General features: G+C 66.7%; 15 protein-coding genes. 10 read left to right on the forward strand and 5 right to left on the reverse strand.

Annotated features, from left to right (window positions below):
* Positions 1–9: 9 nt before the first annotated feature.
* Positions 10–264 (reverse strand): hypothetical protein, encoded by a 255-nt coding sequence (locus RBB46_RS12460; RefSeq protein WP_306029318.1) that lies wholly within the window; start codon positions 262–264, stop codon positions 10–12.
* Between the two features lie 333 nt (positions 265–597).
* On the opposite strand from RBB46_RS12460, the gene RBB46_RS12465 reads away from it, so the two are divergent.
* Positions 598–1,206, forward strand: a complete 609-nt coding sequence (locus tag RBB46_RS12465) for a glutathione S-transferase family protein (RefSeq protein WP_306029319.1) — start codon at positions 598–600, stop codon at positions 1,204–1,206.
* A gap of 23 nt (positions 1,207–1,229) precedes the next feature.
* Here the strand turns inward: RBB46_RS12465 and RBB46_RS12470 are convergent, their stop codons facing one another.
* Together RBB46_RS12470 and RBB46_RS12475 are read right to left on the reverse strand one after the other, a co-directional pair.
* On the reverse strand, positions 1,230–2,054 hold the full coding sequence (locus RBB46_RS12470) for a phosphate/phosphite/phosphonate ABC transporter substrate-binding protein (RefSeq protein ID WP_306029320.1): 825 nt from the start codon (positions 2,052–2,054) through the stop codon (positions 1,230–1,232).
* Positions 2,055–2,208: 154 nt separating this feature from the next.
* A complete protein-coding gene (locus RBB46_RS12475; protein WP_306029321.1) occupies positions 2,209–2,880 on the reverse strand; it encodes an outer membrane protein in 672 nt (223 codons plus the stop codon).
* A 389-nt stretch (positions 2,881–3,269) separates the two neighbouring features.
* Between RBB46_RS12475 and RBB46_RS12480 the strand changes: the two genes are divergently transcribed.
* From RBB46_RS12480 to RBB46_RS12500, 5 genes are all read left to right on the forward strand, one after another.
* Positions 3,270–4,265, forward strand: coding sequence for a calcium/sodium antiporter (locus RBB46_RS12480; RefSeq protein WP_306029322.1), 996 nt, complete (start codon positions 3,270–3,272; stop codon positions 4,263–4,265).
* 67 nt (positions 4,266–4,332) lie between these two features.
* On the forward strand, positions 4,333–5,121 hold the full coding sequence (locus tag RBB46_RS12485; protein ID WP_306029323.1) for an SDR family oxidoreductase: 789 nt from the start codon (positions 4,333–4,335) through the stop codon (positions 5,119–5,121).
* Entirely contained in the window at positions 5,118–7,175 is a 2,058-nt protein-coding gene (gene uvrC, locus RBB46_RS12490) for an excinuclease ABC subunit UvrC (protein ID WP_306029324.1), read from the forward strand. Before RBB46_RS12485 ends, uvrC begins: the two co-directional genes overlap by 4 nt.
* A 117-nt stretch (positions 7,176–7,292) precedes the next feature.
* A complete protein-coding gene (locus RBB46_RS12495; RefSeq protein WP_306029325.1) occupies positions 7,293–7,892 on the forward strand; it encodes a thymidine kinase in 600 nt (199 codons plus the stop codon).
* 126 nt (positions 7,893–8,018) lie between these two features.
* Positions 8,019–8,312 carry an HlyU family transcriptional regulator gene (locus tag RBB46_RS12500; protein WP_306029326.1) on the forward strand — a complete coding sequence of 98 codons (294 nt, stop codon included), beginning with the start codon at positions 8,019–8,021 and terminating at the stop codon, positions 8,310–8,312.
* Positions 8,313–8,335: 23 nt separating this feature from the next.
* On the opposite strand, the gene RBB46_RS12505 is transcribed toward RBB46_RS12500, so the two are convergent.
* Complete coding sequence (locus RBB46_RS12505; RefSeq protein ID WP_336623160.1) at positions 8,336–9,058, reverse strand: GNAT family protein; 723 nt, start codon at positions 9,056–9,058, stop codon at positions 8,336–8,338.
* Between the two features lie 234 nt (positions 9,059–9,292).
* Here RBB46_RS12505 and pgsA point away from each other — a divergent pair, with 234 nt between their 5' ends.
* From pgsA to RBB46_RS12525, 4 genes are all read left to right on the forward strand, one after another.
* A complete protein-coding gene (gene pgsA / locus RBB46_RS12510) occupies positions 9,293–9,871 on the forward strand; it encodes a CDP-diacylglycerol--glycerol-3-phosphate 3-phosphatidyltransferase (RefSeq protein ID WP_306029327.1) in 579 nt (192 codons plus the stop codon).
* Positions 9,872–9,914: 43 nt separating this feature from the next.
* Positions 9,915–10,166, forward strand: a complete 252-nt coding sequence (gene moaD / locus RBB46_RS12515) for a molybdopterin converting factor subunit 1 (RefSeq protein WP_306029328.1) — start codon at positions 9,915–9,917, stop codon at positions 10,164–10,166.
* Positions 10,167–10,241: 75 nt separating this feature from the next.
* Positions 10,242–10,703, forward strand: a complete 462-nt coding sequence (locus RBB46_RS12520) for a molybdenum cofactor biosynthesis protein MoaE (protein WP_306029445.1) — start codon at positions 10,242–10,244, stop codon at positions 10,701–10,703.
* A 248-nt stretch (positions 10,704–10,951) separates the two neighbouring features.
* Positions 10,952–12,187, forward strand: coding sequence for a multidrug effflux MFS transporter (locus tag RBB46_RS12525; protein ID WP_306029329.1), 1,236 nt, complete (start codon positions 10,952–10,954; stop codon positions 12,185–12,187).
* A 96-nt stretch (positions 12,188–12,283) separates the two neighbouring features.
* On the opposite strand, the gene RBB46_RS12530 is transcribed toward RBB46_RS12525, so the two are convergent.
* Positions 12,284–13,186: a branched-chain amino acid aminotransferase gene (locus tag RBB46_RS12530; protein ID WP_306029330.1), complete on the reverse strand. Its 903-nt coding sequence runs from the start codon at positions 13,184–13,186 to the stop codon at positions 12,284–12,286.
* Positions 13,187–13,411 lie beyond the last annotated feature (225 nt).

The raw sequence follows: 13,411 nt of genomic DNA on the forward strand, positions 1-13,411 counted from the left end.
CCGCCAGGTTCACTTGCGCAGCATTCCCGCGATATGCTGGCGGGCGAAATGCGGCGACAGGCGCAGCGGCTCGGTGACAAGCGCCAGCGTCGGCCGCTGGTCCGCGAAAACCTCGTTCACCGCATCATGGTAGCGCGACATCGGCTCGTCGACGACATCCGGACGCCAGGGCGCGAAAGCCGGCCCCGAGATCACATAGACCAGAGCCGACAGGCAGATCGCCTTGCACAGCGCCCCGAAGGGAGAGTGAAGCGAAAACCGCATGCCATGTCCTTTGCCGGTATCCTCGCGAAAGCCGCCTGCCGACCCGCATCGCCACGCTAGGAACCGCGCTTTAACGAGATGTTACCGGCATGTTCGCAATTCGTTTCAAGAACGCACTGAAACCTCGACTGTTTTTCAAGCCGTGGACAAACAACGCAAAACCGCGTTAACCAGTGTTCTGCAGTTCGAAAAAAATCGACCCGCCAAACCGGCCGCCCCATGCCAGGCAGGACATGCCAGCCAAGTCATGTCATGCGGACATGCGAGCGAGACCGGCACCCGCCAGACCGCACGCCCCGTGCATTCCGTCCTGAGACCTTTGGGAGGCTTTACGTGCCCGTCCTTCGTTCTTCCCCCCCGTCCCCTTTCGGCCGCAAGGTCAAGATCGCCGCCGCCGTTCTCGGCCTGAAGGATCGCATCGTCGTCGAAACGACAGACACGATGAATCCGGCCGACACGATTCGCGCACAGAACCCGCTCGGCAAGATCCCCGCACTGGTACTGGACGACGGCAGGGTGCTGTTCGACAGCCGGGTCGTGGTCGAATATCTCGATCACCTCGCCGGAGGCGGCAAGATCATCCCCGCAGGCGAGGCCCGCTTCGACGTGCTGCGGCTCGCCGCCCTTGCCGACGGCATCATGGACGCCGCCATCTTGCAGGTCTACGAGGTCCGGTTCCGCCCCGAGGACAGGCGCCATGCGGACTGGCTGGCCTATCAGGGCGAGAAGGTGGCCCGCGCGCTCGCGAGCCTGGAGGCCGAACCGCCGGCAGCAGCCGGAAGCCTGCCCGATGCCGGACAGATCGGCCTTGCCTGTGCGCTCGGCTATCTCGACCTGCGCTTCGACGGCACCTGGCGGGCCGGGCATCCGAAGCTGGTCGCCTGGCTCGAGGCCTTCGAGGCGGCGGTTCCCGCCTTCGCCGAGACCCGTTTCACGGGCTGAGTCGGGACGCTTGCGCTGACCGGTCAGGCAAGGGCCGGATATCCGAGCCGCGAGGCGGCCGTATCGCGCTCGGCGATGACCGCGTAGTCGGCAGCCTCCATCGGCACGAAGCCTTTCAGGAAGAGCGCCTCGCGCACATCGCGCGGGGCGGCCGCTATCGCCTCGGAGACGGCTTCGCGCAGAAGCTTCACCCGGGCGGCATTGCCGCGCGCCGTGATCAGCGGCAGGCCCGGCGTCGGTGGTGTCCGCAGCAGGACGCGCACGCCGCCGGTCGCCGGATCGTGAGCTTGCGCCAGGCCGAAGCTGACGGCGTCGAGCGTCGCCACCTCCGCCTCCCCGCTCGCGACCGCCGCCAGTGCCGCACGGTGCGAGCCCGTCTCGATGACTTGCGAAAACCAGGCCCGCCCGCCCGCGCGCGGCGCCAGCAGATGGCGCAAGGCGCCTTCACCCGACTGCGACCCCGGGTGGTTGAAGGCAAGCCGCGTGCCGCGCAGGTCGTCGAGGCTTTCCGCGCGGCTCTCCCGTGCGACGACGACGACGCTGCAATAGTGGCCCGGCGGGCATCCCGCGACCCCGTGATCGGGCGCGCCCAGCACGCAGACCGTATCGGCAAGGTGGCGGACAAGCGGCAACCCGCAGGTCTGGCCGACCAGCAGACCCGGATCGCGCCACAGGTCGAAAAGGTCACGCTCGCGCGCCAGCTCTGCCGGTGCCGCGAACCCGCGTGCCTCGAGCGCGGCGCGAAGCCGCGCCCACAGCGCGTCGGTCGCCTCGCGCACTTCAGGCCAGTCATACATGGGCAGGCCGGCAATCGGCGAACGGGGGGAAGAAGTTTCGGCGAGGGACACGGCAGGCCTTTCGATGGAGATAACGCCTCGAAAGGCTAAGGCAGCAGAGCGGACGCTGGCAAGGTCGGCGGCCGAGGGCACAGTGCGTGGCCTGGAAACGCAAGGAGGGAGCCCGTTGCCGGGCTCCCTCCTTGCAGGTTGCAATCCGTCAGGATCAGAACTTGTAGCTCATGCCGAAACGGACCTGGTTGTTGTCGAGATCCGTCTTGTAGGTCTGACCACCGATAGCGAACTTGTCGCTGCCGTAGTTCTGGTACTGGTATTCGACGCGAGCCGTGATGTTCTGCGTCACGGCGCCCTCGATACCCGCACCGGCCGTCCAGCCGACCCGTACGGAATCCTTGGAGACACCGTTCGCGGCCGCATCGATGTCGGCGATCGCCATACCGCCGGTACCGAAGACCAGGAAACGGTCGAAGGCCCAGCCGGCACGGGCACGCAGCGTGCCGTTCCAGTCGCTCGACGTCTTGTAGTTGACGCCGGCGACCGTGCGCGACTTCTCGATGTCGCTGAGGCTGAAGTCAGCCTCGGCGCCGAGCAGGAACTCCGGCGTCAGCATGTAGTTGTAGCCGGCGTGGACGCCGCCCGTGACGCCGTTGTCGCGGGTGTTGAAGCGACCGGTGACGGCGTTGTTGGTTTGAAAGTCGGACCAGTTCCACCCGAGATGCCCACCGAAATAGAACCCGGACCAGTCGAACCGCTCCGCGGGAACGGGCTCGTTGTAGGTATAGGGTTCGGCAGGCTGCGGAAGGTCGGCCGCGAGTGCCGGAGCACTCGCCGCGACGGCGGCGGCGATCGTCAAACCGGCTGCAGCGAGACGCTTCATTTGATTACTCCGAGTTACACGATGGATTATTCAGACAGGCGGGCAATTGCCCAGCCGCTGCCCGGCCCCCAACACGGAACATATGGCGATCGAATGTGGCGACGCCCGTCACGAAATGCGGTGATCTGGGGGCAAGTGATGATTTTTTGGTGACGTGGTAAGCAATCGGTTACCATGCGGAACGGGCGGGAAATGCCGCCGACCGGGCCGTTTTCGCATGCCTGTACCCCCACATCCGGGCTTTTCATCCGCATTCGAATGCATATATACGGCTGGTCACACGCAGGCTGGAGTGAACCAGACGGGCTCGCCCGGACCTTTCCGCCGCGCCCGTGTCCAGCTTGCCTCGCTTTTCACATTGTCTCCGCAGCGCCGGGTGCCCTAGCTTCATGCTCATCGAATATGTCAGCCTGATCGGGGGGCTCGTCGTTCTCATCGTCGCCGGAGATGTCCTGGTGCGCGGTTCCGTGGGCATCGCGGAGAAGCTCGGCATACCCACCCTGGTGATCGGACTGACGATCGTCGCCTTCGGCACCAGCGCGCCCGAACTTGTCATCTCCCTCGGCGCGGCACTGGACGGCCTCCCGGGCATTGCCGTGGGCAATGTCGTCGGCTCCAACATCGCCAATGTGCTGGCCGTGCTCGGCCTGCCGGCGCTGTTTGCCGCGACCGCATGCTGCGAGAACGGCGCGACCCGCAACGCCATCTTCATGGTCGCCGTCACCGGCATCTTCATCGGAATGGCGTTCCACAGCCCGATCTCGCGGCTGGACGGCGGCATCCTGCTGCTGCTCCTGGCCGTGTTCCTGTGGGATTCGGTTCGCGCCACCCGCAAGCACCGCGCGCAGAATGTTGGGGCCGCTGCGGTCGAGACCGGCTGCTGTGACGACGACACGCCGTTCGAGGAAGTCGAGGGCGTTCCCGAAAGCCCGGCGCTTGCCATCCTGTTCGTCGTTCTGGGCATGATCGGCCTGCCGCTCGGCGCCCATTTCACCATCGAGGGCGCTTCTGCGCTGGCCCGCAACTGGGGGGTTTCCGACGCGGTGATCGGGCTGACCGTTGTTGCGCTCGGCACATCGCTGCCTGAACTGATGACGTCGCTGATGGCCGCCATCCGTGGCCACGCGGCCGTCGCGCTCGGCAACGTCATCGGCTCGAACGTCTTCAACCTCGTCGCCATCATGGGGATCACGGCCGTCGTCATTCCCGTGGAGGTTCCCGCCGAAGTGCTGCGATTCGACCTCTGGGCGATGCTTGCCTGCGCGCTGCTGGTGCTTGCGTTCTCGGCAATGCGGGTGACCATCCGCTGGCCTTCGGGTATCATCCTCTGCGCGTTGTACGGGATCTACATTTTCATGGCGTTCCATCTCGGCAAGGTCGCCTGATCGGACGTCCCCCGCATTGCGTATGTTTTTTTGCTAGCGTCTGATTTCCAGAACCCAGCGAGTCGCAATGCCCGTATCGGAACGTGCCGCAACCGCGGCAAATGCCCCTGTCGCCCTCGTCACCGGCGCCGGTCGCCGCATTGGCCGCGCAATCGCCGCGGACCTTGCCGCCAACGGCTTCCAGGTTGCCATCCACGCCCACAGCTCAATGCCGGAGGCCGAAGGCCTTGCCGGCGAGATCATCGCTGCCGGCGGCAGGGCCACGGTCGTCAACGGAGACCTGACGCAGCCGCAGGCGCCGGCGCAGGTCATGAGGAAGGCATGCGAGGCGCTCGGACCCGTCCGCCTGCTCGTCAACAGCGCCTCGATCTTCGAGCGCGACGAGATTGGCGACATCGAGGTCGAGCGCTACGAGCGCCACCAGGCCATTCATACCCGCGCGCCGATCCTGCTGACGCAGGAAATGGCCGCCGCGCTGCCGGCGGAAGCAACCGCCCTTGTCGTCAACATCATCGACCAGCGGGTGTGGAAGCTGACCCCCCAGTTCTTTTCCTACACCTTGTCGAAGGCAGCTCTGTGGACGGCGACGCAGACGATGGCGCAGGCGCTTGCACCGCGCATCCGCGTCAACGGCATCGGCCCGGGTCCGACACTTGCCAACACGCGCCAGCAGGCGGAGGATTTCGCGCGCCAGGCTGGCGCGGTGCTGCTTGGGCGCGGGCCGGCCCTGCCCGAATTCGGACGCACCATCCGTTTCCTGTGGGAGACCCCATCGATCACCGGCCAGATGATCGCCCTCGACGGGGGGCAGCATCTTGCATGGGAGACGCCCGACGTCGTAGGCATCGCGGAATGAACGGACACAAGAACGCCCCTCCCGACCCGCAGGACCTGCCGGACGAGAACGGGGACGAGGCTGAAAACGACCTTCCAGGCGAGGACGGCGCGGAGGAACTGCCGCCGGTGCCCGCCTTTCAGAGTGCGCCGACGCCGCTGGGGCCGGACGCCCGCGGCGCGGACGTGATCGCGCATTTCGTTCGCCGCCTGCCGCTGGGGCCCGGCGTCTACCGCATGCTCGATGGCGAAGGCAACGTGCTCTATGTGGGCAAGGCGCGTTCGCTGAAGAAACGGGTCACGAGCTATACCCGCCTGCAGGGTCAGTCGAACCGCATCCTTCGGATGATCATGGCGACCGCCACCATGGAGTTCGTCACGACGGGCACCGAGACGGAGGCGCTGCTTCTCGAGGCGAACCTGATCAAGCGGCTGCGACCCCGCTTCAACGTGCTGCTGCGCGACGACAAGTCGTTTCCCTATATTCTCGTCACTGGCGACCACGAGGCTCCCGCCCTCGTCAAGCACCGCGGCTCGCGCCGGCGCAAGGGCAGCTATTTCGGCCCCTTCGCCTCCGCCGGCGCGGTCAACCGCACGATCAACGCCCTGCAGAAGGCGTTCCTGGTGCGCAACTGCTCCGACAGCTACTACGCCAACCGTTCGCGCCCCTGCCTGCTCTACCAGATCAAGCGCTGCGCCGGCCCCTGCACCGGCGAGATCGCCCCCGACGACTATGACGGGCTCGTCGCCGAGGCGAAGGCCTTCCTCTCGGGCCGCAGCCAGATCGTGAAGAAGGAACTGGCCCGGCAGATGGAGCAGGCGTCGGAAACGCTCGATTTCGAGCGCGCCGCTGTTTACCGCGACCGGCTGGCCGCGCTCTCGCATGTCCAGTCGCACCAGGGCATCAATCCGCAGACAGTGGAGGAGGCCGACGTCTTCGCCATCCACCACGACGGCGGACAGACCTGTATCCAGGTGTTCTTCTTCCGCACCGGCCAGAACTGGGGCAACCACGCCCAGTTTCCCCGCGCCGACAAGTCGCTCAGTGAGGCGGAGGTGCTGGAAAGCTTCCTTGCCCAGTTCTACGACGACAAGCCGACGCCGCGCCTCGTGCTGCTGTCGCACGAGATCGAGGAACGTGCACTGCTTGCCGCCGCCCTGTCCGAGCGCGCCGGCCACAAGGTCGAGGTCGCGGTGCCGCAACGCGGCGAAAAACGCGAACTCGTCGAGCACGCCATCAAGAACGCCCGCGAGGCGCTTGGCCGGCGGCTTGCGGAGACGAGCAGCCAGGCCCGGCTGCTGAAAGGGGTCGGCGAGGTCTTCGGGCTTGCCGCAACCCCGCGCCGCATCGAGGTCTATGACAATTCCCACATCATGGGCACCAACGCGGTCGGCGGCATGATCGTTGCCGGACCGGAAGGGTTCGCCAAGGGCCAGTACCGCAAGTTCAACATCAAGTCGCAGGACCTCGTTCCCGGCGACGACTACGGCATGATGCGCGAGGTGCTGGCCCGGCGCTTCTCCCGCCTTCTGAAGGAACACGCCCGCGACGTCGCCGCTCCTCCGGTGGAAACGGAAGCAGGGACGGAGGACGCCGATGGCGAAACACCGGATGCGGCCTCCATCCCCGCCTGGCCGGACCTTGTCTTCATCGACGGCGGCCTTGGCCAGTTGAACGCGGCACGCGAGACGCTGGAGGAACTGGGCATTACCGACGTTCCCCTGATCGGCATCGCCAAGGGACCCGACCGCGACGCGGGGCGGGAGAAGTTTTTCATTCCAGGCAAGCCCTCCTTCATGCTGCCGGAGCGCGATCCCGTCCTCTATTTCGTCCAGCGCCTGCGCGACGAGGCGCACCGCTTCGCCATCGGCACGCACCGGGCGCGGCGCAAGAAGGACATCGCCAGGAGCCCGCTCGACGAGATCGCCGGCATCGGCCCCAACCGCAAGCGGGCGCTGCTTCGCCATTTCGGCACGGCCAAGGCAGTCTCCAAGGCCGGCATGGATGATCTGATGGCGGTCGAGGGTGTGTCCGAATCCGTGGCGCGCGCGATCTACGACCACTTCCACGAATAGCCCCGCGCGTCGCCGCGCATCCCTTTACCTGTGCAAAACCGCGCTGCCGGGTCGGTCGGGAGGGCGAATGCGGTCATGATGGCGACATCAGCCCCCACAGGAGCCGGCGCCCGGACAATGGCGAAACTCTATTTCAGCTATTCCTCGATGAATGCGGGAAAGTCGACGATCCTGCTGCAGGCGTCCTACAATTACCGCGAACGCGGCATGGCGACGCTGCTGCTGACGGCGGCGATCGACGAGCGCGCCGGACGGGGGCGCATCGCCTCGCGCATCGGACTGGCGTCGGAAGCCGACCTGTTCGAGACGGGAACGGACCTGCGCGCCCATGTCGAGGCGCATCTTGCGGAGCGTCCGATCGACTGCGTCTTCGTCGACGAGGCACAATTCCTGACCGAGGCTCAGGTCTGGCAGCTTGCCGCGGTCGCCGACGAGCTCGGCATTCCGGTGATGTGCTACGGCCTGCGGACGGACTTCCAGGGCAAGCTCTTTCCCGGCAGCGCCGCGCTGCTGGCCCTCGCCGACACCTTGCGCGAGGTGAAGACGATCTGCTGGTGCGGGCGCAAGGCGACGATGGTCGCCCGGCTCGACGGCGCCGGGCGGATCGTGGAGGAAGGCGAGCAGGTCGTCATCGGCGGGGAGGAGAGCTACGTCTCGCTCTGCCGCCGACACTGGTCGCACCGTCAGTTGGGCGACGACCCGAACGGCCGCACTTGAAGTGCCCCGCCGCACGCGCGACACTCGGGCCCGGATCCGCGGGGCCGACAGAAAGGCCTTGCGGGAGGACTTGCCCGGCCGGCGCTCAGATGCGCGGCGCGGCGAAAAGCATACGGAGCGCGTGACATGGTATTCGGCAGGCTGTTCGGCGGATTGTTCGGCGGCGGCGGCAAGGCGGCACCCCGCGCCCGGCATCCGATCGTGGAATACAAGGGCTTCCTCGTCACGCCGGCCCCGACCGCCCGCGACGGCCAGTGGCAGGTCGCCGGGTCAATCGCCCAGACGGGCGAGGACGGCGAGACGCGCTCGCACGACTTCATCCGCGCCGACCTGATGCCGAGCGAGGAGCAGGCCGCGGAGTTCGCCATCCGCAAGGCCCGCCAGATCATCGACGAACAGGGCGAACGCATCTTCTCCTGACGCCCGTCGCTCCGTCCGTGGGTTCAGCCCCGGAACGAGGCGAGCGAACGCTTCTGCCGACCGGCCTCATCGAAATTCGACGGATCAAGCCAGGCCTCGAAGGCGGCCTTGAGCGCCGGCCATTCGCCGTCTGTGATCGAGAACCAGGCCGTGTCGCGATTGCGGCCCTTGTAGATCACGGCCTGGCGGAAAGTGCCCTCGTAAACGAAGCCGAGCCTTTCGGCCGCGCGCCGCGAGGGTGCGTTCAGCGCGTCGCATTTCCACTCGTAGCGGCGATAGCCGAGCTCGTCGAAGACGCGCCCCATCATCAGGAACATGGCCTCGCTCGCCATCACCGTTCCCTGCAGCGCGGGCGAGAAATTGATGTGACCGACCTCGATGGCCCCGTTGCCCGGATCGATCCTGAGATAGCTGGCAACGCCCAGCGCCCGGCCGCTCTGCCCGTCGATCACCACATGGAACATCGGGTCGGCGCCGGGATAGGTCGCGGCGGCAAATTTCGCGAACGCCGTCTCCTCGGCAAAGGGTCCGTATCCCAGATAGGTCCAGTTGCGGCCCTCGCGATCTTTTGAATAGGCGGCAAAAAGATCCGCCGCATGACGCGGCTCATACGGCTCGAGCCGGCAGGTCCGCCCGCTCATCGCCGTGCGCGGCGGGCGTGGCCGCGCGCTCCAGTTCGCCACGTCCGGCCCGATCGCCTGCCCGAACCCGTTCACCCGCTCTGTCATCTCGCATCCCGTTTTCATGTCGCGTCCCAAAGGTATACCCGTTGTGGCGGGGCGATGCAGAGCCGCTTGCCGATCAATTCGCAGGGCCGGTTCCCGACCACGCGATGACGCTTCCCGCCCGGGCCCGCCGATTGACGCGCACATGTGCACATGCTTCAAGGGCGGGGTACGTCCCTTGCCCCCGCCTGGCGCGGTGGCTCGCCGATCCGGCCGGAACGGCAGGTCCCGCCCAGCTCAAGACACGACCGAGACATGTCGCGATCCCACGTCTGGAGCCTTCCCAACATCCTGACCTACGGCCGGATCCTCGCCGTTCCCGCGGTCATGCTGTGCCTGATTCCCGATTTCGCCGGACATGGCGCAAGATGGACGGCGCTTGGCATCTTCATCGTCGCGGCGATCACGGACTTCTTCGACGGCTATCTGGCGCGCGCCTGGCAACAACAGTCGCGTCTCGGCCAGATGCTCGACCCGATCGCCGACAAGCTGCTTGTCGCCGTCTGCCTGCTGCTGCTGTCCGAAAAGGGCGATATCGGCGGCTGGTCGATGATCGCGGCGGCCATCATCCTGTGCCGCGAGATCCTCGTCTCGGGCTTGCGTGAGTTCCTGGCCGACCTTCGCGTCAGCGTGCCGGTGACCCAGCTCGCCAAGTGGAAGACGACCCTGCAGCTCATCGCCATGGCCTTCCTGCTGGCCGGCCCCGCCGGCGAGGCCGTCCTGCCGGGCACCCAGATCGTCGGCCTCATGGCCCTGTGGATCGCCGCGCTGCTGACGCTATATACCGGTTACGACTATTTCCGTGCCGGCATCGGCCACCTGATGCAGGACTGACCGGACACCCCGGGGCCGCCGCCGCAACGAACGGAGCCTGACCATGCAGATACGCTACTTTGCCTGGGTGCGCGAGCGCGTCGGGCGCGAGGCGGAAACCCTTGAGGTGCCCGCGGCGGTGACCACCGTTTCCGGCCTGATCGACTGGCTGGCCGAGCGCGACGAAAGCTATGCGAGCGCCTTTGCCGAACGCGACACGATCCGGGTCGCGCTGGACCACGAGCATGTCGAACACGACGCCCCCCTGGCAGGCGCGCGCGAGGCCGCGTTCTTTCCCCCGATGACCGGCGGCTGAGGTGCATCGGTGACCGGCCAGGCTCCCCTGTCTCCCCAGACCACCCCGAAACCCGACCAGGAACGGGACCCTGCCCTGCCGCCGGTCGTGGTGCGCATCCAGGCGGAAGATTTCGACCCGGCGGCCGAGATCGAGAAACTTGTCGCCGGAAAGGCCAATATCGGCGCCGTCGTCACCTTCACCGGCCTGTGCCGCGACGAGGCCGGCCGGCTCGCCGCGCTGGAACTCGAGCACTATCCGGGCATGGCCGAGGAGGAAATCGGGCGGATCGCGCAGGAGGCCTGCCGACGATGGCCTCTCGACGGGATCCTCGCCATCCATCGCCATGGCCGCATTGCCCCGGGGGGCAACATCGTCCTCGTCGTTGCCGCCTCCCGCCACCGCCGCGCCGCCTTCGAGGCGGCCGAGTTCCTGATGGACTATCTCAAGACCCGGGCCCCGTTCTGGAAGAAGGAACACCTGAAGAGCGGCGGCGCAGGCGAATGGGTCGACGCGCGCGAGAGCGACAACGCCGACGCGGACCGCTGGACGCGATAATTTTCCGAAAAACTGCGGCGCGTCCCCGCCGCTGTCATTTCAAGGTCTTGACCGTCTTTCCGCGAGGACAATCCGCGCCACCGCTCGCCGGCCAAACGCCCGCCCGGAAGCCTGCCGGTTGACCGGCGGCAAATTCCGGTGAATGTCTAGCAAAAGCTCCCGACGCCCTGTCTCGGCCTGTGCCGGCAACCGTTCCCCCAACGGTCTTCCCGCCGACCGCCGATGGTATCCTCCCGATCGGACCGACCATGACTGTTTCCTCCCCCGCTGCAGAAGCGGTCAGCGCACCGCGCCACGGCCTCGCTTTCACCGAGTTCGTCGCCATCGTCGCCGCGCTCATGGCGCTCAACGCGCTTGCCATCGACGTCATGCTTCCCGCCCTCGGCGATATCGGCAGGGCCTTCGCCGTCGCCGATCCGAACGACCGCCAGAAGGTCGTCATCGTCTATCTGCTCGGCTTCGGCGCCGCGCAACTCGTCTACGGGCCGATGTCCGACCGCTTCGGCCGCCGGCCGGTCCTGCTCGGCGGGCTGGCGCTCTATGCGCTCGCCGGCCTCCTCAGCCTCGTCGCCGACACGATGGATCACCTGCTGCTGGCCCGCCTGCTGCAGGGCATCGGCTGCGCCGCACCGCGTGTCGTCGCCCTGTCAGTGGTGCGCGACTGTTATTCCGGCGCCCGCATGGGCAAGGTGATGTCGCTGGTGATGATGGTGTTCATGACCGTCCCGGTGATTGCGCCCTCGATCGGCCAGTTGATCCTCTTCGTCGCGCCATGGCGGGCGATCTTCCTGATGCTGACGCTGGGCGGCTTCGCCATGCTGATCTGGTGTGCGCTGCGCCTGGGCGAGACCCTGCCGAAAGCGGAAAGGCGGCGGTTCTCGCTCTCCGCCGTCGCAAGCGCCTATATGGCGACCCTGAGGACGCGCACCACGCTCGGCTACATGCTGGCCACCACGCTGATCTTCGGCGCGCTGTTCGCCTTCATCGCGTCCGCCCAGCAGGTCTATGTCGACGTCTTCGACCTTGGCGCGTCCTTCCCGCTGATCTTCGCCCTGATCGGCAGCGCGCTGGCCGCCTCGTCCTTCCTCAGCGCCTCGCTGGTGGAGCGGATCGGCCTGCGCCCTCTCTCGCACTGGGCGCTCGTCGCCTATTGCGCCATCAGCATCATCCAGGTCGTGGTCGCGCTCACCGCCGGCTCCAGCCTCGTTCCCTTCACCGGCCTGCTGCTTCTGGCTGTGTTCTCCTTCGGCCTCATCGGGCCGAACTTCAACGCGATCGCGATGGAGCCGCTCGGCCACATCGCCGGCACCGCCTCGGCAATGCTGGGTTTCGTGACCACCAGCGGCGGAGCCGCGCTCGGCTTCCTCGTCTCCAGCCATTTCGACGGCACGGTGCTGCCGCTGGCGCTCGGTTTTGCCGGCTTCAGCCTGCTCGCGATCGGGGTCGTCGCCTGGACGGAACGCGGCCGCGTCTTCCGCCTGTAGGCCCGTCTGCCGCACTGCCGGCACGAAAAAGGCGGCCCCGGGGCCGCCTTTTCCATGTCCGATGTGTGGTCCCTAGCCTTGCAAGGCCAGGCCGGATCAGCCGGCGGCGGCAACCCGCGCTTCGGCCTTCGGCTGGACTTCCCGCTGGTAGTCCTCCATCAGCGCCTTGGTGATGGCATCGACCTGGAACGACCAGTTGGCGATTTCCGAAACCGGCGTCACCTCGGCGGCCGTGCCGGTCAGGAAGCAGGATTCGAAGCCGGCGAGTTCCTCCGGCAGGATCGCCCGCTCGATCACCTCGATGCCGCGCCGCTTCGCCAGGTCGATCACCGTGCGCCTGGTGATGCCGTCCAGGAAGCAATCGGGCTTGGGCGTGTGGATCTGGCCGTCCTTGATGAAGAAGACATTGGCGCCCGTCGCTTCCGCCACCTGGCCGCGCCAGTCGAGCATCAGCGCATCGGCATAGCCCTTGCGCTCCGCCTCGTGCTTGGAGATCGTGCAGATCATGTAGAGGCCTGCGGCCTTGGAGCGGCACGGCGCCGTCGCCGGATCCGGCCGGCGATAGGGCGCCATGTCGAGCCGGATGCCCTTCAACCGCTCTTCCGGATTGAAGTAACTCGGCCACTCCCACGCGGCGATCGCCAAGTGGATCGTGTTCATCTGCGCCGACACGCCCATCATCTCGCTGCCGCGCCATGCGACCGGACGCACATAGGCGTCGACCAGATTCTCGCGGGCAAGCAGCTCGCGCGTCGCCTGGTTGATCGTCTCGGAGCTGTAGGGGATCTCGAAGCCGAGGATGCGTGCCGATTCATGCAGGCGGTCGGTGTGCTCCTCGAGCTTGAACACCTCGCCGCCATAGGCGCGCTCTCCCTCGAACACGCTGCTGGCATAGTGCAGGCCGTGGCTCAGCACATGCAGCTTGGCATCGGCCCACGGCACGAAGGCGCCGTCATACCAGATCTCGCCTTCGCGTTGGTCAAAAGGCACCTGCGCCATGTCGAAATACTCCCGAAACATGCAACGGGCTTGATCCCGCTTGCGTTTGAATGCGACCCGAAACCCGGAAGGAACGGATCGAACCGACTGACTTGCAACTCGATCGCGCGGCTTTGCGCGGCCCGTCATCTGTTTGTATGGTGGCGGGCCACCGGCTGGCCGATGCAGGCAATGCGTGAACCGCAAGCATCGGCAAAAAGCCGCGATCTGCAACGGTGAAGGACA

Source organism: Stappia sp. MMSF_3263 (assembly GCF_030733745.1).
Classification (GTDB): domain Bacteria; phylum Pseudomonadota; class Alphaproteobacteria; order Rhizobiales; family Stappiaceae; genus Stappia.